The sequence below is a fragment of the Arthrobacter sp. CAN_C5 genome (assembly GCF_017875735.1).
Lineage (GTDB): Bacteria > Actinomycetota > Actinomycetes > Actinomycetales > Micrococcaceae > Arthrobacter_D.
This window is the reverse complement of record NZ_JAGGMZ010000001.1, coordinates 2,820,151-2,842,530: the sequence shown is the minus strand read 5'-3', so window position 1 is coordinate 2,842,530 and position 22,380 is coordinate 2,820,151. Positions and strand designations below refer to the sequence as shown.

Genomic DNA, 22,380 nt, shown 5'->3' with positions numbered 1-22,380 from the left:
GCAATCGGCTAGGCATTAAGCGCCGACCAGGCCATCTTCTCCAGCAGCGACCGCAGATCGGCGATATCGTTGTCGGTCTTCCGGCGGTTCGTGGTGTGCGGGGTGGAGTTGATCAGCCCGAAGGCGGCGTGAGCCTTTCGTCGAAGGTGGCCGGGGTCGGCGTCCGGCAGGAGCTGGGCCATGACATCCACCCACACTTCCACATATTGACGCTGCAGGAACCGCACCGTGTGCTCGTCCTCGGGGGAGAGGCTGTTCAGGTCGCGGTCCTGCACCCGGATGACGTTGGCGTTGCGCAGCGCGAAGTCAACCTGAAACCGGATGAGTCCCCGGAGTGCTGACGCCGGATCGGCTGCCTCCGCGACGACCGCGTTGCTTCCCTGGAGCAAGTCTTCGCTGACCCCTGCCAGGAGGGCGGCAAGAACTGCCGGTTTGCCGCTGAAGTGGCGATACACCGCGGGGCCGCTGACACCGGCCGCGGCACCCAGGTCCTCGATCGACACCCCGTTGTAGCCCCGTTCGGCGAAGAGCTCGGCCGCGGCGTCGAGCAGCGCAGCGCGTCGGGACGCTTTCGCCCGGCTGCGCCCGGTGATCCGGCCTGGAGCCGAAGCTTCCATGGGTGCCCCATCTCGTCCGGCCGCGGAGACCGGTGATCTTATTTTGGTGGACAAGTCGGTTATTAGCTACTAACCTAAACTCAGTTAGTACACACTAACTGAAAAGCCTTCCAACCGACGGTTAGCTCGCCGATGAGCAACCGGTCAGGGAAAGACCTCGATGCAGACGCTGACTTCCCAGGTAGATCCCACCAGCCCCGGCTTTCGCGAGAACGACAGTGCGCAACGGGGTCTGGTGGACGAATTACGCGACCGGCTTGCGGAGGCGGCTCTCGGAGGCCCAGCCCGTTCCCGTGAACGGCACGTGGCCCGCGGCAAGCTCCTCCCGCGCGAGCGCATCGACCAGTTGCTCGACGACGGCAGTCCCTTTCTGGAGATCGCGCCACTGGCTGCCAACGGTCTGTACGACGACGAATGCCCGGGCGCCGGGGTCATCGCCGGCGTTGGTCTGGTCCACGGCCGCCATGTCCTCGTGATCTCGAACGATGCAACGGTCAAGGGCGGCACCTACTACCCGCTCACCGTCAAGAAGCACCTCCGTGCCCAGGAAATCGCGCTGGAAAACAACCTGCCATGCGTCTACCTGGTGGACTCCGGCGGAGCGTTCCTGCCGAAACAGGACGAGGTGTTTCCGGACCGGGAACACTTCGGCCGTATCTTCTTCAACCAGGCCACCATGTCCGCCCGGAAGATTCCGCAGATCGCCGCCGTCATGGGCTCCTGCACCGCGGGCGGCGCCTACGTTCCAGCGATGAGCGACGAGACGGTCATCGTCCGTAACCAGGGCACCATCTTCCTCGGAGGACCGCCGCTGGTGAAAGCGGCAATCGGAGAAATTGTCACCGCCGAGGAGCTGGGCGGGGGAGACGTCCACTCGAAAATCTCGGGCGTCACCGACCACCTCGCCGAAAATGATGCCCACGCGCTCGAGATTGTCCGGGACATCATCTCCACGCTGCCCCGGAACCAGCCTGCCTGGGACATCACGCGGTCAATCGAACCTGCAGTCGATCCAGACGAGGTCTACGGAGCCGTCCCGACAGATGTCAACGCCTCCTACGATGCCCGCGAGGTCATCGCCCGGCTCGTGGACGGCAGCGGGTTCCATGAATTCAAGAAGGAGTACGGCGCCACCCTGGTGACCGGCTTCGCTACCCTACACGGCCACCAGGTGGGGATTGTCGCCAATAACGGAGTGCTGTTCAGTGAATCCGCCCTCAAGGGCGCTCACTTCATCGAGCTGTGCGACCAACGTGGCATCCCCCTGATCTTCCTGCAGAACCTCTCGGGCTTCATGGTCGGCCGCGACTACGAAGCCGGTGGCATCGCGAAGAACGGCGCCAAGATGGTGACCGCCGTCGCCACCTGCCGGGTCCCCAAACTGACGGTCGTCGTCGGCGGGTCCTTCGGCGCAGGCAACTACTCGATGTGTGGCCGTGCCTACTCCCCGCGTTTCCTGTGGATGTGGCCCTCCAGCCGGATCTCGGTGATGGGCGGCAACCAGGCCTCCTCGGTGCTGGCCACCGTCAAGCGTGACCAGCTGGAAGGGCGGGGCGAGGAGTGGAGCGCCGACGACGAAGAGGCCTTCAAGGCCCCCATCCGCGACCAGTACGAGGAGCAGGGCAGTCCCTACTACTCGACCGCCCGGCTCTGGGACGACGGCATTATTGACCCCGCGGATACCCGCACGGTGCTCGGCCTCGCGTTGGACGTCTGTGCCAACGCCCCGGTCCGGGACACCTCCTTCGGCCTCTTCCGGATGTGAGCGCAGATGCTACCGATTGAACCAACCACTGATACCACCCTGCCCGGGACGGCTGTGCCCGAAACAGCCCTGTTCACGACAGTGCTCGTTGCCAACCGTGGCGAGATCGCCTGCCGGGTCATCAGGTCCCTCAGGGCACTCGGCATCAGGTCAGTGGCGGTCTACAGCGACGCCGACGCCGGTGCCCTCCACGTGCGTGAGGCCGACGAAGCGGTCCGGATCGGCCCGGCCGCCCCGGCGCAGAGCTACCTCTCCATCGACGCGATCCTTGAGGCCTGCCGCCGGACGGGCGCGCAGGCCGTTCATCCCGGGTATGGGTTCCTCAGCGAGAACCAGGGGTTCGCCCAGGCGCTCAGTGATGCTGGCCTTGCCTTCATTGGCCCCTCGGTGCACGCCCTGAACGTGATGGGTGACAAGATCCGGTCCAAAAACCACGTGATGGACCATGGAGTGCCGGTGGTGCCCGGCATCGCCCAGCCGGGCCTGACCGACCAGCAGCTGCTCGACGCGGCCGCCGACGTTGGTTTCCCGCTGCTGATCAAACCCTCGGCGGGCGGCGGCGGCAAGGGAATGCACGTCGTCGAGCGTCAGGAAGACCTGGCAGCCACCCTGCCGACCGCCAGGCGGGTCGCTGCCTCGGCGTTCGGGGATGACACCCTGTTCCTTGAGCGCCTGATCCTCACCCCGCGGCACATCGAGGTGCAGGTACTCGCTGACAACCACGGCAACGTCATTCACCTGGGGGAGCGGGAATGCTCCCTGCAGCGCCGGCACCAGAAAGTCATTGAGGAGGCTCCCTCACCACTCCTGGACGATGCCACCCGGATCCGCATCGGTGAGGCTGCCTGCAACGCCGCGCGCAGCGTCGACTACAGCGGGGCGGGAACCGTTGAGTTCCTGGTATCGGCCGACGCGCCGGACGAATTCTTTTTCATGGAAATGAATACCCGCCTCCAGGTCGAGCACCCGGTCACGGAGATGATCACCGGTATCGATCTGGTCCAGTGGCAGGTCCGTATTGCAGCCGGCGACAAGCTCACCCTCACCCAGGAGGACGTGGTGCTGACCGGCCACGCCGTCGAGGCCCGGGTTTACGCCGAGGATCCCGAGGCTGACTTCCTGCCCTCCACCGGGACAGTGGCCGGGCTGTCCGAACCCCGGGGCGAGGGCATCCGGGTGGATAGCTCGCTGCTCACCGGGCTCGAAGTTTCCGCGAGCTACGACCCAATGCTCTCCAAGGTCATCGCGTGGGGACGCAACCGCACCGAGGCTCTGGACCGTTTGGACCGTGCGCTCGCCGACACGGTGGTGCTCGGTGTCAACACCAATATCGAGTACCTCAAGCTGCTGATCAACGACGACGACGTCCGCGCCGGACGCCTCGACACCACCATGATCGAGCGGAAGCTGCCGGGACTGGCCTTCCGCCGCATCAGTGACGAGGAACTCTCGATTCTCGCTGCGGTCGATGCTGGCGGGAGTGCCAGCGAAAGCGACGGCGGACCGTACGGCGTGCGCGACGGCGTCGTCGCGTCGCCCTGGGCCCGCCGCGACGGCTGGCGGATTGGAGCCCACCGGCCCCGACGTCTGAACCTTGCTGTCTCGCCCGACGACGTCCGCGAGGTTCTGGTGACGCCGGCCCGGAGCGGGTTCGAGGTCAGGATCGGGGACGGCAACACTCGCTTCGTGACCTACGACCCCGTGCAGGGGACAGTGACAGTTGACGGAATCCGTCGCAACGCGGCGATCGAACGTGGGGCAGGCAGGATCTGGTACGCCGACGCCGGCTGGTCCACGTCGGTACGGAGCCTCAGCAGGACCGAGCGTCTCGAAGCCCAGCTGTCGCGGATCGCCCGCGCCGAAGGCACTGCAGACCCCGAGGTGCGCTCGACGATGCCCGGAACGGTCACGTCGGTGGCGGTTGCCGACGGCGACACGGTCGACGCCGGCCAGACCCTGCTCAGCGTCGAGGCCATGAAGATGGAGCACCAGCTCACCGCATCGGTTGCCGGTACCGTCTCGATCCACCTCAAACCCGGCGACCTCGTCAAAGCCAACCAGATCGTCGCCCGAATCCACGTGACGGAAACCCTGCCCGACCCTGCGGACTCACCGAAAATGAAAGAAGAACTGTAAGCCATGAATTTTGAACTCAGCGAGGACTACCAGGACCTGGTGGACACTGTCCGCGAATTCGCGGACGAAGTTGTCGCGCCGGTGTCCGCCAAGCACGACGAAGAGCACAGCTTCCCGTACGCCGTCGTCGACCAGATGGCCGACATGGGCCTGTTCGGGCTGCCCTTCCCCGAGGAATTCGGCGGGATGGGAGGCGACTACTTCGCCCTGTGCCTCGCCCTGGAACAGCTGGCCCGGGTGGATCAGTCCGTGGCCATCACCCTCGAGGCAGGGGTCTCCCTCGGCGCGATGCCGGTTTACCGGTTCGGCACCGAGGAGCAGAAACGTGAATGGCTGCCCATGCTGGCCAGTGGCAAGGCCCTCGGTGGCTTCGGTCTGACCGAGTCCGAGGCTGGTTCGGACGCCTCGGGCACCAAAACGACCGCGAAGCTCGTGAACGGCGAATGGGTCATCAACGGCACCAAGGAGTTCATCACCAACTCCGGCACCGACATCACCCGGCTGGTCACCGTCACGGCTGTCACCGACACCGTCACGCGCGAGGACGGTTCGGTGAAGAAGGAAATCTCCACCATCCTCGTCCCGTCCGACACACCAGGTTTCACGGCAGAGAAGGCATACAACAAGGTGGGCTGGAACGCCTCCGACACCCACCCGCTCACCCTGACCGACGTGCACGTTCCGGAGGCGAACCTGCTGGGCATGCGTGGCCGCGGCTACGCGAACTTCCTCCAGATCCTCGATGAGGGCCGCATTGCCATCGCCGCGCTCGCCACCGGTGCCGCGCAGGGCTGTGTCGAGGAATCGATCAAGTACGCCAAGGAGCGTCAGGCGTTCGGCACCAATATCGGGTCGTTCCAGTCGATCCAGTTCAAGATCGCCCGGATGCAGGCCAGGGCGCACACCGCCCGGTTGGCCTACTACGACGCCGCGTCACGCATGCTGGCCGGCAAGCCGTTCAAGACGCAGGCATCCATCGCTAAGCTGGTGGCTGGTGAAGCTGCCATGGACAACGCCCGCGACGCCACCCAGATCTTCGGCGGCTACGGATTCATCAACGAGTTCACCGTGTCACGCCACTACCGCGATTCGAAGATTCTCGAAGTGGGCGAGGGGACAACCGAGGTTCAGCTGATGCTGATCGCCCGGGAACTCGGTCTCTAGCCCCACGCCACACGCCAGTACCTAAGGAGTTACAGTGATCGACAAAGTTGTTGCGACGGCTGCCGAAGCGGTAGCCGATATCCCCGATGGTGCGTCACTTGCCGTCGGCGGGTTTGGCCTCTGCGGAATCCCGGTTGCCCTGATCAGTGCCCTGCACGAGCAGGGCACCACCGATCTGGAAACCATCAGCAACAACTGCGGGGTGGACAACTGGGGGCTCGGCGTTCTCCTCTTCGATGGGCGGATCCGTCGCACCATCAGCTCCTACGTGGGCGAGAACAAGGAGTTTGCCCGCCAGTACCTCTCCGGTGAGCTGGAGGTGGAACTGACCCCGCAGGGCACCCTTGCCGAGCGGTTGCGCGCGGGGGGCGCCGGGATCCCCGCGTTCTACACTCCCGCCGGGGTCGGCACGCAGGTGAGCGAGGGTGGGTTGCCGCAGAATTACGACGACGCCGGGAACGTTACGAAGGCTTCAGCGCCGAAGGAAGTACGCACCTTCGGCGGCCAGGACTATGTGCTGGAGGAGTCGGTCAACCCCGATTACGCGCTTGTTCATGCCTGGAAGGGTGACCGGCACGGCAACCTGGTGTTCCACGCCACCGCGATGAACTTCAACCCGTTGTGCGCCCAGGCCGGGAAGATCACCATCGCCGAGGTGGAGGAACTGGTGGAACCAGGCGAACTCGACCCCGCGCAGGTTCACATCCCTGGGATCTTTGTCCAACGCGTGGTGCTGGCCGCGAACCCGGAAAAGCGGATCGAGAAGCGCACCGTATCACTCGCTTCCGAGGCACCTACCGAATCCAACCCTGCCGACTCCACTTCTGCAAAGGCGGTCTGAGACATGGCACTGACACGAAACGAACTCGCTGCCCGCGTCGCCCTTGAGCTGGAGAACGGTCAGTACGTCAACCTGGGCATCGGTATGCCGACGTTGATTCCGAACTACATCCCCGACGGTGTCGAGGTGGTGCTCCACTCCGAGAACGGGATTCTCGGCGTCGGGCCCTATCCCACCGAGGAGCAGCTGGATCCGGACCTGATCAACGCGGGCAAGGAAACGGTGACCGCGAACGCCGGGGCCGCCTACTTCGATTCAGCGGCGTCTTTCGGCATGATCCGCGGCGGCCACGTTGACGTGGCGGTCCTCGGGGCAATGGAGGTCGCTGCGAACGGGGATCTCGCCAACTGGATGATTCCCGGCAAGATGGTCAAGGGTATGGGTGGCGCCATGGACCTGGTCTTCGGTGCGAAGCGTGTCATCGTGATGATGGAACACGTTGACCGCAGCGGCAAGCCAAAGATTGTCAGCAGCTGTTCACTTCCCTTGACCGGCAAGGGGTGCGTCAACCGGATCATCACCGATCTTGCGGTGATCGACGTCGACGCCGACCGTAACGGTGGCACCCTGGTGTTGCGGGAGACCGCGCCAGGGGTGACCGTCGATGAGGTCCTCGCGGCAACGGGAGCGCCTCTGGAGGTTGACCTGCATGGCTGAGACTGACGCGGCGAACATCCAGAGGGAAGCGCCCGAGCGTGCCGTGGTGGAGCAGCGTGGGCTCTATTTTGAGGAACTCGACACCGAGGTGGTGTATTCGCATCGGCCAGGACGCACCCTGACAGAGACCGATAACGTCCTGTTTACGACGATGACCATGAACACGCAGGCCCTCCATCTCGACGCGGCGTGGAGTTCGACGCAACCCTTTGGGCAGCGGCTGATGAACTCGATGCTGACACTGGCGACCGTCGTCGGGCAGTCGGTCCCGCAGCTGACCCAGGGGACCATCGTGGCGCAACTGGGGATGACCGATGTGCGGTTCCCGCACCCGCTGTTCCACGGGGACACCCTGTACACGGACACGGTGGTGACCGAGAAGCGGCTTTCGGCGTCGCGGCCCGGCCAGGGCATCGTCACGATGGAACACACCGGCCGGAATCAGGACGGCACCGTCGTCGCACTGGTCACCAGAAGCGTTCTGATGTGGACCAGGGAAGGGCACCTGAGCTCATGAAGACCTTTACCATGGGGCCGTCGCTGCTGTTCTGTCCCGCCGACCGGCCGGAGCGGTTCGCGAAGGCGGCTGACCGTGCGGACGCAGTGATCCTTGACCTCGAGGATGCGGTAGCTCCGGACGGCAAGGCCGCGGCGCGGGAAGCGGTGGCGGTGAGCACGCTTGACCCTTCGCGCACTATCGTGCGGATCAACCCTGCGTCGTCAGGCGACTACGCGCCCGACGTCGAGATGCTCAAGCACACGCCGTATCGCACCGTGATGCTGGCCAAGGCTGAATCGGCTGCCGATCTCTGGGGATTGAGTGCGTTTTCGGTTGTCGCCCTGTGCGAGACAGCGGTAGGGGTGCTGAACGCGCAGGCGATCGCGGCCGAACCGAATGTGGTGGCGTTGATGTGGGGTGCCGAGGATCTGGTCGCGTCGTTGGGCGGGTCGTCCAGCCGGACAGCTGACGGCTCCTATCGGCACGTGGCGCTGCAGGCCCGATCCCAGGTGTTGTTGGCCGCGGCTGCCGCGGGCAAGGCGGCGATGGACTCGGTGTATATCAACATTGCCGATCTGGACGGGTTGGCGGCCGAGTCCCAGGATGCAGTGGCTTCGGGATTTGGGTCGAAGGCCTGCATTCATCCGAGTCAGGCGCCGGTGATCCGTCAGGCGTATCGGCCGTCGGCTGAGGAAGTCGACTATGCCCGGGCAATCCTTACCGAGGCAGCCCAGAGCGGCGGCGTCTTTCAGTTTCAGGGTCGGATGATCGATGGGCCGATCCTTCGTCATGCCGAGCAGACCCTGGCACGGGCTGGGGAACTGCCCGGATAATCCTGCCAGCCTCGGCTGAAGATCAGTTCCGGGAATTTGTGAAGGTCCGTTCACCGTTACCCCTATATGAGAACAGTGATAGCAGGAGCCCACGGAAAAATTGCCCGCGAACTTACCCGCCAGCTTGTTCAACAGGGTCACGAGGTTGTCGGACTGGTCCGCAACCCGGAGCAGAACACAGACATTGAGAACGACGGCGGCACCCCGGTAGTGGTCGACCTCGAGTCGAGTACGCCCGACGAGCTCGCCCAGGTGCTGACTGGAGCCGACGCTGTCGTTTTCGCAGCCGGCGCAGGCCCAGACAGCAGTGCGGAACGGAAAGACTCGGTCGATCGCGGAGCCTCAGTGCTGCTGGCAGACGCCGCAGAGATTGCCGGCGTCAAGCGGTTCGTCCAGGTTTCCTCGATGGGAGCCGACTCGGTTCGGGACGGCCAGCGCCCTGACGGACTCGACGACATCTTCTACGCCTACCTTCAGGCCAAGCTCGCCGCAGAGGAAGACCTGGCGGCAAGGTCGTCCTTCAGCTGGACGGTTATCCGCCCGGGTGGACTGACCGACGACGCCGCGACCGGCAGGGTGCGGCTTACTTCGAAGACCGGCCAGGGGTCGGTGCCACGCAAGGACGTGGCTACGGTCATCGCGGCGTTGCTCGACAGCAAGCTCGGGGACCGACAGGTGCTGGAGCTGATCTCCGGCGAGGAAACCATCGCCGACGCGCTCGCCTCCATCAGCCGCTAACCAGCGACCCGCTCACCAGCAACCCCGCTCACCAGCGGTCCGCTCAACAGAAACGGCCCTTGGGCTCAGGAACTGCCATCGCAACCGGCGGGCCTGAGCCTGAGGGCCGTTTTTGCGTCCGGCCCCGTGCGCGATACTTGAACCATGGAATTTATCGCCCCAGCCACTGGACGACGCCGGGTGGTCATTCTCGGCTCCACCGGCTCCATCGGCACCCAGGCCATCGACGTGATCCGGCAGGCACCCGAGCGCTTCATCGTCACCGCCATCTCGGCCGGCGGAGGCAACCTGACGCTGTTGGCAGAGCAGGCTGTCGCGGTCAACGCCCAGGCTGTCGCCTCGGCCTCCGGCACCGACGCCGGACTCAGCGACGCCATCCGCAAGGCTGCCGCCGCAGTTCCGGCAGCAAAAAACTATTCGCCGCAACTGTTCACCGGGCCCGACGCCTCAGCCCATCTCGCCGCCTGGCCCGACGCCGACGTCGTCCTCAATGGGATCACCGGTTCCATCGGGCTCGCGCCAACTCTCGCGGCGCTCAAGGCCGGACACCTGTTGGCCCTGGCCAATAAGGAATCCCTCATCGTGGGCGGCCAACTGGTCCACGACGTCGCCGCTGAAGGCCAGATTGTTCCCGTCGACTCGGAGCACTCGGCCATTGCCCAGTGCCTTCGCTCCGGCAGTGCAGCAGAGGTCGACCGGCTGATTCTCACCGCATCCGGCGGACCCTTCCGGGGCAAGGCGCGGAAGGACCTGCAGAGCGTCACCCCGCAGCAGGCCCTTGCCCACCCAACCTGGGACATGGGCAGGATGGTCACCACCAATTCCGCCACCATGGTCAATAAGGCGCTGGAGGTCATTGAGGCCCATCTGCTGTTCGGCATCCCGCTGGAACAGATTGACGTCGTCGTGCACCCACAGTCGATCATCCACTCGATGGTGCAGTTCACCGACGGGTCAACCATCGCCCAGGCCTCACCGCCCGATATGCGCCTGCCCATTGCCCTCGGCATCGGGTGGCCGCACCGCATCCCGGGTGCGGCAACCCCGTGTGACTGGACCACCGCCGCCTCCTGGACCTTCGAACCCCTCGACGAGGAAGCCTTCCCGGCCGTGCGGCTGGCCAAGGCGGCTGCGGCGCGCGGGGGAACGGCGATGGCAGTCTTCAACGCCGCCAACGAGGAGGCCGTCGAGGCTTTTCACAGCGGAGCCATAGGTTTCACTGACATTGTGGATACGGTGGAGGCCATCACCGCCGAGCATGACAGTGGCGGGCCACTCACTCTCAGCAGCGTGCTCGACGCCGAGAAACGGGCACGCACACTCGCCCGGATTCGTTGTGGTGTGCAGGATCAGTACAGCTAAGCCAAAGGAACCACGTTGTCCATTCTGCTCTTCGTTCTGGGAGTACTTTTCGTTGCAGTAGGCATTGCGGCGTCCATTGCTCTGCACGAAGTGGGGCATCTTGTCCCCGCCAAGCTTTTCAGGGTCCGCGTCACCCAGTACATGATCGGATTCGGACCCACCCTCTTCTCCCGCCGTCGCGGCGACACCGAATACGGGTTCAAGGCCATCCCCCTGGGGGGATATGTGGCGATGGTGGGGATGTTTCCACCCGCCAAGAACGACGACGTCGACTCCGGCACCGCGGTCCGGCCGTCCAGCACCGGGATGTTCCAGCAGCTCACCAACGACGCCCGGCAGGCCGCCGCCGAGCAGCTCCGTCCAGGTGATGAGAACCGGGTCTTCTACAAGTTGCCCATCTGGAAGCGGATCGTCATCATGCTCGGTGGGCCGGTGATGAACCTGCTGATCGGCGTCATCATGTTCGCCGTCCTCATCATGGGCTTCGGATCGCCCCAGGCGACCACCACGGTCTCCGAGGTGTACGAGTGTGTGGTCCCCGCCAGCCAGCAGGCGTCAACCGGCCAGACCTCGTGCACGGCTGACGATCCCGCGGCCCCCGCGTTCGAGGCGGGCCTGCAGCCAGGCGACCGCGTGGTGAGCTATGACGGCCAGGAAGTCACCGACTGGACCGAGCTCTCCGCCTGGATCCGGGATACGGCTGGCGCCGAAACGGACGTCACCTACGTGCGCGACGGCGAAACCATCAACACCACGATCACGCCACTGCTGACCGAACGTCCGGTGCCCGACATTGACGGCCGCCCCAAGCTCGACGCCGACGGCAATCCGGTGCTGGAAGCCGTGGGATTCATCGGCGTCGGCTCACAGCAGGAACTGGTCCCCGGCCCCGCCAGCGAAGTGTTGCCGGCGGTCGGCGAGAATGTCGTCGCGGTGACCGGGGTGGTGATCAACCTCCCGCAGCGGGTCGTCGAGGTGGGGCAGGCCGCATTCTCGGATGCTCCGCGCGATCCGGAGGGACCCATCAGCGTGGTCGGCGTCGGCCGGATCGCCGGCGAGGTCTCCGCCATGGACGAGATCCCGATCGAGTCCCGCGTGGCAACCCTGGTCGGGCTGGTGGGCGGCGTCAATATTGCCCTGTTTGTGTTCAACCTCATCCCCTTGCTGCCCCTCGACGGCGGACACATCGCCGGTGCGCTCTGGGAGGGACTCCGCCGGACCTTCGCGCGGCTGTTCAGGCGCCCCGACCCCGGCCCCTTCGACATGGCGAAACTCCTCCCGCTCACCTATGTGGTGGCCGTGTTGCTGATGGGAATGGGCGCGTTGCTGATTTACGCCGACATCGTGAAGCCGGTCGACCTCTTCGGCTAGCCAGTCTTCCCGACCCACCTGAAGACCGGTTGTAAATCAATTTGAGTACCAAATAGGTTGATATTTAATTTACAACCCAATATGGTTGTCATATGTTCGTGCTGACGATTGACCAGAAAGGCAGTTCGCACGCCGACGACGGCGTTCCCAGGTTGCTCCAGTTGCTGCGGCAGGTGCCGGTGATCGTTCCCTTCGACCGGTCGGTGGGGGATGAGGCGCAGGGAGTGCTCGAATCGCCCGAGGCAGTGGTGGACGCCGCCCTGCTGTGCCTGCGGGCGGGCGGCTGGTACGTGGGCATTGGGGTGGGCGACGTCGACCTACCGCTGCCAGCGACTGCCCGGGAAGGCCGGGGTGCAGCCTTTGTTGCCGCCCGCGCCGCCGTCGAGCGCGCCAAGAAGGCGGGGGACCGGGCCGCCGTCGCCGTGGAGGGTGGACTCGGGGCCGCCGACGCCGAAGGCGTACTGATGCTGATTGGGCTGCACGTGATGAAGCGAACCGCTGCTGAATGGCGGATCCTGGACCAGTTGGAACCCAACAAGTGGGGGAGCCAAACCGCAGCGGCACGCCGGCTGGGCATCACCACCCAGGCCGTCAGCAAGGCGGTTGCCCGTTCGGCGTGGGTCGAGGAGTGGGCCGCCCGGCCGGCTGCCGCCGTCCTGCTGGCCCGCGCGGATGCGGGGGAGGCAGCTACCCCAGGGTGAAGCGTCGTACCCGTCCGGTGTCGTACCCAGACGGTAGAGTCCCGGAGTGAAGGCTGCAGTCGGGATGCCTCAGTAGGGGATCCCCAGCCGGCCTGTGATGCGAAAGCCGCGACGGAGGACGAGAGATGGAAGCGCTGTGGGTGATACTGACGCTGCTCGTGGCAGCCGGAGTGGGGTGGCCTGTCACGATCGGTGTGTTGAAGGTCGCACGATCGGTCGACGAGCACGGTGAATCCACAGGGCAGCAGCGGACTGTCGACTACGGGACACCCGGCAAGACCCTCACGATTGTGGTCCCGGCCCAGCCCGCACACCAGCCCGGCACCCCGGCAAACCCTGCGATGCCCCGGCCGGGTGTCCTGCGGGGTGGCCTGGTGATCGGGATCCTGGAGCGGCTCGGCGTCGCCGCAGCCATCCTTGCCAACGAGCCCGTGGCCATTGCCTACGTCGTGGCGATCAAGGGCCTGGGCCGCTACTCCGAACTGAAGGAAACGCCCGCGGTCGCTGAGCGGTTCATCATCGGCACCCTCGCATCACTGCTGTGGGCTGCGGCCGTCGCCGTCCTCGCGGCGAGGTACCTGCTGTAATCACGTATAAGGTGGTTCTATGAGTGTTTTCGCAGTGGAATACGTGTATGGCCCTGATACCTCCGACCTACGCGACGAGCACCGGCCAGCTCACCGCGAATGGCTGACCGGTCTGGTAGGGGAAGGTCGCGTGCTCGCGTCCGGCGCATTCGCCGACGGAGCCGGCGCACTCCTGATCTTCACCGCTGAGAACGAGCAGTCGCTCAACGATCTGGTAAGCCAGGATCCGTTCGCGCTGGTTGGCGCCATCGCAGCAGTCAAGGCCACCGAGTGGAAACCCGGCATCGGCCTGCTGTCGCAGTACGCCTGAGCCCAACCTCGCAACCTGTAAATACTTGATGTACCGATGAACTACACATGGAGGATCCTTTGACCTCGGTCAGTTTAGGAATGCCAGCCGCACCGCCGCCCGTCCTTGCTCCGCGCCGCAAAACCCGGCAGATCAAGGTCGGCTCCGTGGGCGTTGGATCGGATTCGCCTATCAGCATCCAGTCCATGACCACCACCCCCACCACCGACATCAACGCGACGCTCCAGCAGATCGCAGAACTGACGGCCACCGGTTGCGACATTGTCCGGGTCGCCTGCCCGTCTGCCGACGACGCCGCGGCGCTGCCGATCATCGCCAGGAAGTCCCAGATTCCGGTCATCGCCGATATCCACTTCCAGCCGAAGTATGTGTTCGCGGCGATCGATGCCGGGTGCGCAGCAGTCCGGGTCAACCCCGGCAACATCAGGAAGTTCGACGATCAGATCAAGGAGATCGCCGCAGCGGCCAAGGCTGCCGGCACCTCGATCCGGATCGGCGTCAACGCCGGGTCGCTCGACCCGCGGCTGATGGAAAAGTACGGCAAAGCCACCCCCGAAGCGCTCGTCGAATCGGCGGTCTGGGAAGCCTCACTCTTCGAGGAACACGACTTCCACGACTTCAAGATCTCGGTCAAGCACAACGACCCGGTGATCATGGTGCGTGCCTACGAGCTGCTGGCCGAGCGCGGCGACTGGCCCCTTCACCTGGGCGTCACCGAGGCCGGGCCGGCCTTCCAGGGCACCATCAAGTCGGCGACAGCCTTCGGAGCCCTCCTGGCCAAAGGCATCGGCGACACCATCCGCGTCTCCCTGTCGGCACCGCCGGTTGAGGAAATCAAGGTGGGCAATCAGATCCTGCAGTCGCTGAACCTGCGACCCCGCAAGCTGGAAATTGTGTCCTGCCCTTCCTGCGGCCGCGCCCAGGTGGATGTCTACACCCTCGCCGAGCAGGTCACTGCCGGCCTGGAAGGGATGGAAATTCCCTTGCGCGTCGCGGTGATGGGCTGTGTCGTCAACGGTCCCGGCGAAGCACGTGAAGCCGACCTCGGTGTTGCGTCCGGAAACGGAAAAGGCCAGATTTTCGTCAAGGGACAGGTCATCAAGACTGTTCCCGAGGACCAGATTGTTGAGACACTCATTGAAGAGGCCATGAGAATAGCTGAGGAGATGGGGGAAGCTGATGGCGAGACTGCTGGCCAGGGTGGCCCCATGGTTACCGTCAGTTAGGTCGCACGCAGAGCAACCCGACGCGACCGGACCAGACGCTGCCGGGGCTGCCGCTACGGGTACCGCAGTGGATGACGGCTTCCTGACGCTCGACAAGGAACACAACGAGGCGCTCGGCCGCCTGGTTGACCGGGACCCGACGTCGAATGTCTTCATCGCATCCCACCTGGAAGCCTCCCGTGGCTTGTCTCCGTCCTACGCGGGCGGCGAAGTGATCGGAATGTTCAGGGCAGGGGAACTCGTCTCGGCTTGCTGGGCCGGCGTCAACTTGGTGCCGATCGGGGTGTCCCCGGACGATGGCGCGGCGCTCGGCACCCACCTGGGCGCCTCCGGCCGAAAGTTTTCCTCCATCTTCGGGCCAGCCGACGCGGTCCTGGCCATCTGGTCGACCCTGCGGCTGCACAGCCCGGAGCCGTTCGATGTGCGGCCCCAGCAGCCGCTGCTGGCCATCACCGGAACGCCCAAGGTAGACCCGGCGCCGGGACTCCGGTTCACCCGCGAGGATGAGCTGGATGTGATCGTTCCTGCCTGTGCCGCCATGTTCGAAGAGGAAGTCGGGTACTCGCCCTTCACCGGCGGCGGCGATCATTACCGTCGCCGCGTCGCCTCCCTGGTTCGCCGGCAGGCGTCCCTCGCCGATTTCGACGACGACGGCCAGGTGATCTTCAAGGCCGAGCTCGGCACCGTCTCGAGCACCACCGTCCAGATCCAGGGGGTCTGGATGAACCCGGCCTACCGTGGACAGGGGCTCAGCGCCCGCTACCTCGCCGCCGTCGTCATTGCCGCACAGCAGCGCGCGCCAGTGGTGAGTCTGTACGTCAACTCGTTCAACACGCGCGCTCTCTCCGCCTACCGGACGGTGGGCTTCGAAGAAGTGGGCACCTTCGCCACGGTGCTGCTGTGAAGGCGGCGCTGTTGTGAAAGTGACGCTGTCGTGAAAGACCGGAGGCGACGCCCGCTCACCGTGCTCTCGTGTGCTGCGCTCATCGCCGTCGGGGGCTGCAGCGCTGGCCCGGACATTGACGAACTCCCCGCTCCCGCCACGCTGTCAGCCGAACCGACCGACGGAGCCGAACCCACTGAGGCCGCCGAACCAACTGTCGATCCCACCAGTACGGAACCGGCCGGGACCGATCCCACGACGATTGCCCAGCCGAACACCGAATACACCCCCGAGGAACTGGTTGCTGCGCTGACGGCGGTGGATGAGGAGCAGTCACTCGCCGGGGTGATTCTTCCTGACTCGGACATTCGCGACCTGGTGGACCGGGCCGGAACCGAGGCGCCCAGCGACCTGACGGTGACCCCCGAGGAATGCAACGTCTTCGCCGACACCGACGTCGTCGGGCCTGCCCTCAGTGCCTCGCTCGCCGTCATGACCTTCGCCGGGGCCTCCTCCCTGCAGCCCGACTCGCTCAGCCTCACCAGCCACGGGTCCGACGACGTCATCCAGGACCAGCTTGCGGCCAACCGCAGCCAGCTCGCGGAGTGCTCCGAGTTCGAGATGGACATCGCCGGTGAAGTGGTCACGGCGGCCGTCACCGAGCAACGGGTGACTACCAACGCCGACAGGACCTTCGCCGTCCGGACCGTGGTTCGGATCCCCGGGACCATTCAGGAGACCGTCTCCCTGACCGCACTGATCGGCACCACCACGATCAACGTCACAGTCGGCAGCTCCGGTGACAACGCGGAGGATCTGACCCGGGGTGAGGAGCTCGTCGACGCGACGGTCGCCGCGCTGCGGAGCCTGCAGTAAGGCACCGTCGGGCGCCCGTGTCATCAGGTGCCTCCCGAAACAGTTAGATTGGTATCTGATTGTAAAGCTGCCCCCGGCAGTCAGTGCTGAAGAAACGGATTTTAACGCGTGGTCCTTCGACTCTCCACCCTCTTCCTGCGCACCCTGCGCGAGGACCCCTCCGACGCAGAGGTCGCCAGCCACCGGCTCCTCGTGCGGGCCGGCTACATCCGGAGGGCAGCCCCCGGCATCTACAGCTGGTTGCCGCTGGGGCTGAGGGTGCTTGGCAAGGTGGAGACCATTATCCGTGAGGAGATGGCAGGCATCGGCGCGCAGGAGGTGCACTTCCCCGCACTGCTGCCCAAGGAGCCCTACGAGGCGACGAACCGGTGGACCGAGTACGGCGACGGCATCTTCAGGCTCCAGGACCGCAAGGGAGCCGACTACCTGCTGGCACCAACCCATGAGGAGATGTTCACCCTCCTGGTCAAGGACCTGTACAACTCGTACAAGGACCTACCGCTGAGCCTGTTCCAGATCCAGTCCAAGTACCGGGACGAGGCCAGGCCCCGTGCCGGCTTGCTGCGCGGCCGTGAATTCATCATGAAGGATTCCTACTCCTTCGACATCGACGACGCCGGGCTGGAGCGCAGCTACCAGCTGCACCGTGCCGCCTATCTGCGCATCTTCGAACGGCTCGGCCTCACCATCGTGCCCGTCGCGGCGACCGCCGGCGCCATGGGTGGGTCCAAGAGCGAAGAATTCCTGCACCCCTCGGAAATTGGCGAGGACACCTTCGTCGCTTCCGAGGGCGGCTACACCGCAAACGTCGAGGCGGTCACCACTGTCGTCCCGGACGAGGTCGATTTCTCCGGAGCCGCAGCCGCAGAAATCAAGGACACCCCTGATACCTCGACCATCGATACCCTGGTGAACCACGCGAACGAGGCCCTGGCCCGTGACGGCGGCCCCTGGACTGCTGCTGACACCCTGAAGAACGTGGTGCTGGCCGCCATCCTGCCCACCGGTGAGCGCCGGCTGGTCATCATCGGCCTGCCGGGTGACCGGACGGTCGATGTGAAGCGCATCGAAGCGAACCTTGCACCGCACCTCGAGGTGGGCGGCGAAGTGATGGTGGAGCCTGCCACCGACGAGGACCTGAGGAAGCATCCGGGCCTGGTCAAGGGGTACATCGGCCCCGGAGTGAGCCTGGACGCCCCGGTGCTCGGCGCCGACGGGTCAACGGGGATCACCTACCTGGTGGACCCCCGCATCGTGGCGGGAACGTCCTGGATCACCGGCGCCAACGTCAGGGGCAAACACGTCTTCGGCCTGGTCGCCTCCCGCGACTTCACCTGGGACGGGACCATCGAGGCTGTGGAGGTGCGCGACGGCGACGAGGCCCCCGACGGTTCGGGCCCGCTCAAGGCGGCCCGCGGCATCGAGATGGGCCACATCTTCCAGCTGGGCCGGAAGTATGCCGAGGCACTGAACCTGAAGGTCCTCGACCAGAACGGGAAGCTTGCCACCGTCACGATGGGCTCCTATGGCGTAGGTGTCACCCGGGCAATTGCTGCTCTGGCCGAATCGAACCGCGACGACAAGGGCATCATCTGGCCGAGGAACGTTGCCCCGGCGGACATCCACCTGGTCGCCACGGGCAAGGGCGAGGAAATCTTCGCCGCGGCCAACCAACTTGCCGAGGACCTTTCGGCTGCCGGTCTCGAGGTCATGTACGACGACCGGCCCAAGGTCTCCCCGGGCGTCAAGTTCGGTGATGCCGAGCTGATCGGCGTGCCAACCATCGTCGTGGTCGGGCGCGGCCTGGCCGACGGAGTGGTGGAGGTCAAGGACCGCCGCAGTGGTGAGGCAGAGAACATTGCGGTGGCGGACGTCGTGGAACACCTTCGCCGCCTCGTCAACTCCTAGCAGGGCCGGGTGAGCTCCGGGCTGGAGGAAATCCAGCTCGCGACGATCCTCCTGGTGGTGGTTGCCGGGTTCGCTGCTGGCTGGGTCGACGCGGTGGTCGGCGGCGGCGGCCTGCTCCAGCTGCCAGCACTGCTCCTGGTCCCGGGGATCACCCCGGTCCAGGCGCTGGCCACCAACAAGATGGGTTCGCTGTTCGGCACCACCACCAGTGCCATCACCTACTACCGGCGGGCCAAACCCGATCTGAGGACGGCTCTGCCGATGGCGGGGATAGCGCTGGTCGGCGGGTTTGGTGGTGCGATCATTGCGACGTCGTTGCCGTCGTCAGTGTTCAAGCCCATCATTGTTGTCGCACTCATCGCGGTGGCGGTGTTCACGGCGTTCCGGCCCACCGTCGGAACCCTGACCAAACTGCGTCATACCGGCGGCCGGCACTATGGGACGGCCGCAGCGATCGGTCTGGTGATCGGATTCTACGACGGGCTGATCGGCCCGGGGACCGGTTCTTTCCTGATCATCGCGATGGTCACCTTGCTCGGTTACAGCTTCCTCGACGCCAGCGCCAAGTCGAAGATCGTGAACCTTGCCACCAACTTTGGTGCGCTGATGTTCTTCCTCCCCAATGGCTCCCTGCTGTGGGGCCTGGGCCTGGTGCTGGGGTTGGCCAACATGGTCGGTGGCTATGTGGGGTCACGGATGGCCATCACCCAGGGCAGCAAATTCATCAGAATCGTCTTCCTCGTGGTGGTCAGCGCGCTGATCGCAAAGCTTGGGTACGACGTGTGGGTGGAAAACGTGCAGCCAGCGCTGCAGTAATTTCAAGCTGCAGTAATTCCAAGCTGACGTCATTCCGAGCTGCAGTGATACTGGCGCTGCCGGCCCGGGGCAGCGACCCCAGCCCCGCTTCAGGGCCGGGCCAGATCCGCTGCAGCGGGCAGTTCCGGGAGGGTACGGCGCAGCAGCGTGCTGGCCACCCACAGTGAACGCTGGGCGTTGTCCCGGTGTCCAGCTTCCACGGCGGAGAGGGCGTTCTGGACCTCCCGGACCACTGCCCAATCCCGTGCCAGAAGTGGGTCGAGGCCTGCTGCGAATGCCAGATCCGAGCACCGCTCCCGCAGATGGCCCTCCGGGTCGCCCGGGAACAGATCCCCAATCCGGTTCCACAGCATCGGGGCTACCGCAAACTCGGCGTCGCCTACCAGCGGCTTGGGATCGATGGCCAGGTAGCCCGCGGATCCGGTGGCATCAGAGTCCATCCGGCGCAGGATGTTGAGGTAGTGCAGGTCCGAGTGCACGAGAACATCCCGCTCGGACCGTCGCCCCACGGCTCCCCGTACCTGGCACACCTCCAGTGCGCATTCAAGGAGCCACCGGTCGAAGGGCCGTCCCAGCAGATCCCAGTCCGCAGGCATCGTGTCGGTCCACATCTCCGCCTGGGCGGCCACCGACGGAATGTCCCGCCACAGCTCACTCCCGTCCGGTGTCAGGGCCAGCTCCCGGACCAATCCACCCCAGATGGCGGCTGTCTCGTCCAGTGGCAGCCCGGCGAGAGACCGGTCTCCGTCCAGCCGCTCCAGCAGCAGCACGTAGTCATCGCGGGACGCCTCGAGCAGCCGCACCGCGCCCCGGCCTCCCCACAGGGTTAACGCATCGGGCTCGGTGAGTGCTTCGTCGTGGGGGATGCTGATCTTCAGGACGGCGGCGCTGCCATCGGCGCAGCGGACCGGCACTACCAGGGCCGCGCTACCGACCCAGGGCGGGGTGTCGCCCGGCAAGTCGATGCTGAGCCCCCACTCGGCGAGCGCGGTCCGGGCCAGGTCCCGCCACCTGTTCAGCCAGCCGTGCCCGGACGGCAGCTCGCGGGCGCCGCGAACCAGGGCGGAGGGGAGCTCGATCGCTGATACGTCCACGATCCCCAGTCTAGGCTCAGAGCGCTGACCCGGCGGGGAGCTAGACGAGGTTGCTCGCACCCAGGAGTGACCCAATCAGGTAGGTCGCGGCGAGCGCCAACGCACCCCCAATGACCACTCGCAGGGACGCGCGGAGCCTGGACGCGCCACCGATGGCTGCTCCCACCGCACCGGTGATCGACAGGGCTACCAGGACGGCAATGAAGGTGGTCGGAACCCGCCACTGCAGCGGTGGCAGCAGGATGGCAAGGAGGGGCAGGATGGCGCCCAGGATGAAGGCCGCGGCGGAGGCGAACGCGGCATTCCAGGCGCTCACCACGTCGGTCTCCTTGATACCCAATTCGGCGTCGAGGTGGGCTGCCAGCGCGTCGTGGCTGGTCAGTTCCACGGCGACGGTGTGTGCTGTGGCGGGCGTGAGCCCGCGTCCCTCATAGATGGCAGCAAGTTCGGCAAGCTCCTCCTCGGGTTGTTCGCTCAGTTCCCGCCGCTCCTTTTCGATCAACGCCCGCTGGCTGTCGCTCTGGCTGCTCACCGACACGTATTCGCCGAGCGCCATGGAGAGGGCACCACCGACCAGTGCCGCCAGGCCCGCGGTGAGGATCGGCCCGGGCGCATTGGTCACCCCTGCCACACCGACCACCACCGCTGCCACCGATACGATCCCGTCGTTGGCACCCAGGACCCCGGCCCGCAGCCAGTTCAGCCGGTGGGCCAGGTCGCTGCGGTGGGGCTCGTCTCCGTGGAGTGTGGCTGGGACCCCCGACAGGCCACCGGTATCCTCTGTTGCTGCCCTGCCCGTGCCGGACTCTTCCATGGTGGCTACCTTTCGTCTGCTCAGTCGATGATGCCGGGAAATGCTTCAAGGGTGCTGGTGGTCAACTGCCGCTGCTCGGCGACGTCGCTGAACCGTTCGACCGCCCACAGCCGTGCGGGTCCGTCAGTTAGTCCGACCAGATCCGCGTACATCCTCACCAGCTCCGTGTTCAGCCGGTTCAGGGTGCCCGTCGGGTCGTCAAAGAAGCCGGCGTCGAGGGCGTACGCGGGGATTTGCGTCGGCAGTTGTGTGCACGCCAGCCCCTGGAGGATACCCTCGCCCGCTAGCGCGGCGACGGCGTGCTGCTCGGCACGGTCGGTGAGCGGCGCGCCGTCGGCGATGCGCGCCGCTGCAACCTCGTAGGCGTACGCGGTCTGGTGCTCGGCGGACACCGCTGCACTGAGGTGCTCTGCCGCAGGCGGGTCGACGGGGTCCGTGGCAGTGCACTCGGGCTGCTGGCCGGGAGGGGCCGTTGGCAGCTGCTCCCATTCCGGTACCTCCAGGCCCTGCAGTCCTGCTAAGGACAGCGCCTGATGCCGCTGGCTGACGGCCACCGACGCGAGCAGACGCGCTATACCCGGTTCCGCGCCGACCGAGGCCTCCCGGTTCTGTTGTGCAGCGGAGAACAGGTCGGCCACGAAACTGGTGGGCGTGGGTGCCGGTTTCGAAATCGCTGTGGCCGGGGCGGAGCCGGCCGGCGCGGAGCCGTCCTTGGCTTCGGGTGCCCCGGGGGAGTCCCGACCCTCCCCTCCGGCGGGTTCTGTGGATGATGTGGCGGCGGAAACGGTGGGGGAGGAAACCGGCGAAAGGACAGGATGCCGGAGCGCCGTGGCCTGCTCCTGCAGCAGATCGGCCGTTGCAGCATAGGCGTCGCCGACGCCCGGACTGTCGGCGGCCGCACCGTCGGAAAGAATTGTTGCTTCGGCAGCGAGGTCGGTTGCAGATACTTCCGCATCCACCTGGGCCTGTTCTGTGAGCGACAGCTGAGGCGGGCCGGGGTCGGGGGGACCATCCAGGTTTAGCCCGAGGGCGATCACCAGGACGAAGGCGAGGACCAGGGCGAGGGTGCGGACAGTCCGGTGTGCGACGCCGCGGGCGACACCACGGGCAACGCCGAGGCCGGAACGCCGGGGGCCAGAAGAGTCCTTCACAACTCTTGATGATGTCACGATCCCCGCCCGT

Annotated in this window: 22 protein-coding genes; 18 read left to right on the top strand and 4 right to left on the bottom strand. The window is 65.7% G+C overall.

From position 1 onward, the window contains the following. Window positions 1-8 precede the first annotated feature (8 nt). Window positions 9-617, bottom strand: coding sequence for a TetR/AcrR family transcriptional regulator (locus H4V95_RS13325; protein WP_196866339.1), 609 nt, complete (start codon window positions 615-617; stop codon window positions 9-11). Between the two features lie 160 nt (window positions 618-777). Between H4V95_RS13325 and H4V95_RS13320 the strand changes: the two genes are divergently transcribed. The 18 genes from H4V95_RS13320 (at window position 778) to H4V95_RS13235 (ending at window position 19,290) form a co-directional block, all read left to right on the top strand. Further along, window positions 778-2,382: a carboxyl transferase domain-containing protein gene (locus H4V95_RS13320; protein WP_196866338.1), complete on the top strand. Its 1,605-nt coding sequence runs from the start codon at window positions 778-780 to the stop codon at window positions 2,380-2,382. Window positions 2,383-2,388: 6 nt separating this feature from the next. Beyond that, complete coding sequence (locus tag H4V95_RS13315) at window positions 2,389-4,518, top strand: acetyl/propionyl/methylcrotonyl-CoA carboxylase subunit alpha (RefSeq protein ID WP_196866337.1); 2,130 nt, start codon at window positions 2,389-2,391, stop codon at window positions 4,516-4,518. Between the two features lie 3 nt (window positions 4,519-4,521). Beyond that, on the top strand, window positions 4,522-5,682 hold the full coding sequence (locus tag H4V95_RS13310; RefSeq protein ID WP_196866336.1) for an acyl-CoA dehydrogenase family protein: 1,161 nt from the start codon (window positions 4,522-4,524) through the stop codon (window positions 5,680-5,682). Between the two features lie 34 nt (window positions 5,683-5,716). Further along, window positions 5,717-6,523, top strand: a complete 807-nt coding sequence (locus H4V95_RS13305) for a CoA transferase subunit A (RefSeq protein ID WP_196866335.1) — start codon at window positions 5,717-5,719, stop codon at window positions 6,521-6,523. Between the two features lie 3 nt (window positions 6,524-6,526). Then, window positions 6,527-7,180 carry a CoA transferase subunit B gene (locus H4V95_RS13300; protein WP_196866334.1) on the top strand — a complete coding sequence of 218 codons (654 nt, stop codon included), beginning with the start codon at window positions 6,527-6,529 and terminating at the stop codon, window positions 7,178-7,180. Continuing rightward, complete coding sequence (locus H4V95_RS13295) at window positions 7,173-7,697, top strand: MaoC family dehydratase (protein WP_196866333.1); 525 nt, start codon at window positions 7,173-7,175, stop codon at window positions 7,695-7,697. Before H4V95_RS13300 ends, H4V95_RS13295 begins: the two co-directional genes overlap by 8 nt. After that, window positions 7,694-8,512 carry a CoA ester lyase gene (locus H4V95_RS13290; protein WP_196866332.1) on the top strand — a complete coding sequence of 273 codons (819 nt, stop codon included), beginning with the start codon at window positions 7,694-7,696 and terminating at the stop codon, window positions 8,510-8,512. The genes H4V95_RS13295 and H4V95_RS13290 overlap by 4 nt, the downstream gene beginning before the upstream one ends. Before the next feature lie 66 nt (window positions 8,513-8,578). After that, complete coding sequence (locus H4V95_RS13285; RefSeq protein ID WP_196866331.1) at window positions 8,579-9,250, top strand: SDR family oxidoreductase; 672 nt, start codon at window positions 8,579-8,581, stop codon at window positions 9,248-9,250. Between the two features lie 144 nt (window positions 9,251-9,394). Then, complete coding sequence (gene dxr / locus H4V95_RS13280; protein WP_196866330.1) at window positions 9,395-10,612, top strand: 1-deoxy-D-xylulose-5-phosphate reductoisomerase; 1,218 nt, start codon at window positions 9,395-9,397, stop codon at window positions 10,610-10,612. A 15-nt stretch (window positions 10,613-10,627) separates the two neighbouring features. Continuing rightward, the gene (locus tag H4V95_RS13275; RefSeq protein WP_196866329.1) at window positions 10,628-11,983 is read left to right on the top strand and encodes an RIP metalloprotease; all 1,356 of its coding nucleotides are present in this window, start codon (window positions 10,628-10,630) and stop codon (window positions 11,981-11,983) included. A 92-nt stretch (window positions 11,984-12,075) separates the two neighbouring features. After that, window positions 12,076-12,684, top strand: coding sequence for a helix-turn-helix domain-containing protein (locus H4V95_RS13270; RefSeq protein ID WP_196866328.1), 609 nt, complete (start codon window positions 12,076-12,078; stop codon window positions 12,682-12,684). A gap of 125 nt (window positions 12,685-12,809) precedes the next feature. Then, window positions 12,810-13,271, top strand: a complete 462-nt coding sequence (locus tag H4V95_RS13265; protein WP_196866327.1) for a hypothetical protein — start codon at window positions 12,810-12,812, stop codon at window positions 13,269-13,271. A gap of 19 nt (window positions 13,272-13,290) precedes the next feature. Next, the gene (locus H4V95_RS13260; RefSeq protein ID WP_196866326.1) at window positions 13,291-13,581 is read left to right on the top strand and encodes a YciI family protein; all 291 of its coding nucleotides are present in this window, start codon (window positions 13,291-13,293) and stop codon (window positions 13,579-13,581) included. Between the two features lie 59 nt (window positions 13,582-13,640). After that, entirely contained in the window at window positions 13,641-14,807 is a 1,167-nt protein-coding gene (ispG, locus tag H4V95_RS13255) for a flavodoxin-dependent (E)-4-hydroxy-3-methylbut-2-enyl-diphosphate synthase (protein WP_171587380.1), read from the top strand. Next, entirely contained in the window at window positions 14,761-15,711 is a 951-nt protein-coding gene (locus tag H4V95_RS13250) for a GNAT family N-acetyltransferase (protein WP_245345703.1), read from the top strand. Before ispG ends, H4V95_RS13250 begins: the two co-directional genes overlap by 47 nt. Before the next feature lie 60 nt (window positions 15,712-15,771). After that, on the top strand, window positions 15,772-16,566 hold the full coding sequence (locus H4V95_RS13245; protein ID WP_209730851.1) for a hypothetical protein: 795 nt from the start codon (window positions 15,772-15,774) through the stop codon (window positions 16,564-16,566). A gap of 108 nt (window positions 16,567-16,674) precedes the next feature. Beyond that, on the top strand, window positions 16,675-18,474 hold the full coding sequence (locus H4V95_RS13240) for a proline--tRNA ligase (RefSeq protein ID WP_209730850.1): 1,800 nt from the start codon (window positions 16,675-16,677) through the stop codon (window positions 18,472-18,474). Between the two features lie 9 nt (window positions 18,475-18,483). After that, window positions 18,484-19,290 carry a sulfite exporter TauE/SafE family protein gene (locus H4V95_RS13235; RefSeq protein WP_196866323.1) on the top strand — a complete coding sequence of 269 codons (807 nt, stop codon included), beginning with the start codon at window positions 18,484-18,486 and terminating at the stop codon, window positions 19,288-19,290. 89 nt (window positions 19,291-19,379) lie between these two features. Here the strand turns inward: H4V95_RS13235 and H4V95_RS13230 are convergent, their stop codons facing one another. From H4V95_RS13230 to H4V95_RS18805, 3 genes are read right to left on the bottom strand one after another with little or no spacing between them, the layout of a single operon-like run. After that, the gene (locus H4V95_RS13230; RefSeq protein ID WP_196866322.1) at window positions 19,380-20,384 is read right to left on the bottom strand and encodes an aminoglycoside phosphotransferase family protein; all 1,005 of its coding nucleotides are present in this window, start codon (window positions 20,382-20,384) and stop codon (window positions 19,380-19,382) included. A gap of 40 nt (window positions 20,385-20,424) precedes the next feature. Then, window positions 20,425-21,198, bottom strand: a complete 774-nt coding sequence (locus tag H4V95_RS13225; protein WP_209730849.1) for a VIT1/CCC1 transporter family protein — start codon at window positions 21,196-21,198, stop codon at window positions 20,425-20,427. Between the two features lie 20 nt (window positions 21,199-21,218). After that, window positions 21,219-22,349: a DUF4439 domain-containing protein gene (locus H4V95_RS18805; protein ID WP_209730848.1), complete on the bottom strand. Its 1,131-nt coding sequence runs from the start codon at window positions 22,347-22,349 to the stop codon at window positions 21,219-21,221. Window positions 22,350-22,380: the final 31 nt, after the last annotated feature.

Bases quoted from the DNA above. Each gene is read 5' to 3' on its own strand.
- H4V95_RS13325 (WP_196866339.1), bottom strand. From the start codon at position 617: ATGGAAGCTTCGGCTCCAGGCCGGATCACCGGGCGCAGCCGGGCGAAA.
- H4V95_RS13320 (WP_196866338.1), top strand. From the start codon at position 778: ATGCAGACGCTGACTTCCCAGGTAGATCCCACCAGCCCCGGCTTTCGC.
- H4V95_RS13315 (WP_196866337.1), top strand. From the start codon at position 2,389: ATGCTACCGATTGAACCAACCACTGATACCACCCTGCCCGGGACGGCT.
- H4V95_RS13310 (WP_196866336.1), top strand. From the start codon at position 4,522: ATGAATTTTGAACTCAGCGAGGACTACCAGGACCTGGTGGACACTGTC.
- H4V95_RS13300 (WP_196866334.1), top strand. From the start codon at position 6,527: ATGGCACTGACACGAAACGAACTCGCTGCCCGCGTCGCCCTTGAGCTG.
- H4V95_RS13295 (WP_196866333.1), top strand. From the start codon at position 7,173: ATGGCTGAGACTGACGCGGCGAACATCCAGAGGGAAGCGCCCGAGCGT.
- H4V95_RS13290 (WP_196866332.1), top strand. From the start codon at position 7,694: ATGAAGACCTTTACCATGGGGCCGTCGCTGCTGTTCTGTCCCGCCGAC.
- H4V95_RS13285 (WP_196866331.1), top strand. From the start codon at position 8,579: ATGAGAACAGTGATAGCAGGAGCCCACGGAAAAATTGCCCGCGAACTT.
- dxr (WP_196866330.1), top strand. From the start codon at position 9,395: ATGGAATTTATCGCCCCAGCCACTGGACGACGCCGGGTGGTCATTCTC.
- H4V95_RS13270 (WP_196866328.1), top strand. From the start codon at position 12,076: ATGTTCGTGCTGACGATTGACCAGAAAGGCAGTTCGCACGCCGACGAC.
- H4V95_RS13265 (WP_196866327.1), top strand. From the start codon at position 12,810: ATGGAAGCGCTGTGGGTGATACTGACGCTGCTCGTGGCAGCCGGAGTG.
- H4V95_RS13260 (WP_196866326.1), top strand. From the start codon at position 13,291: ATGAGTGTTTTCGCAGTGGAATACGTGTATGGCCCTGATACCTCCGAC.
- H4V95_RS13250 (WP_245345703.1), top strand. From the start codon at position 14,761: ATGGCGAGACTGCTGGCCAGGGTGGCCCCATGGTTACCGTCAGTTAGG.
- H4V95_RS13225 (WP_209730849.1), bottom strand. From the start codon at position 21,198: ATGGAAGAGTCCGGCACGGGCAGGGCAGCAACAGAGGATACCGGTGGC.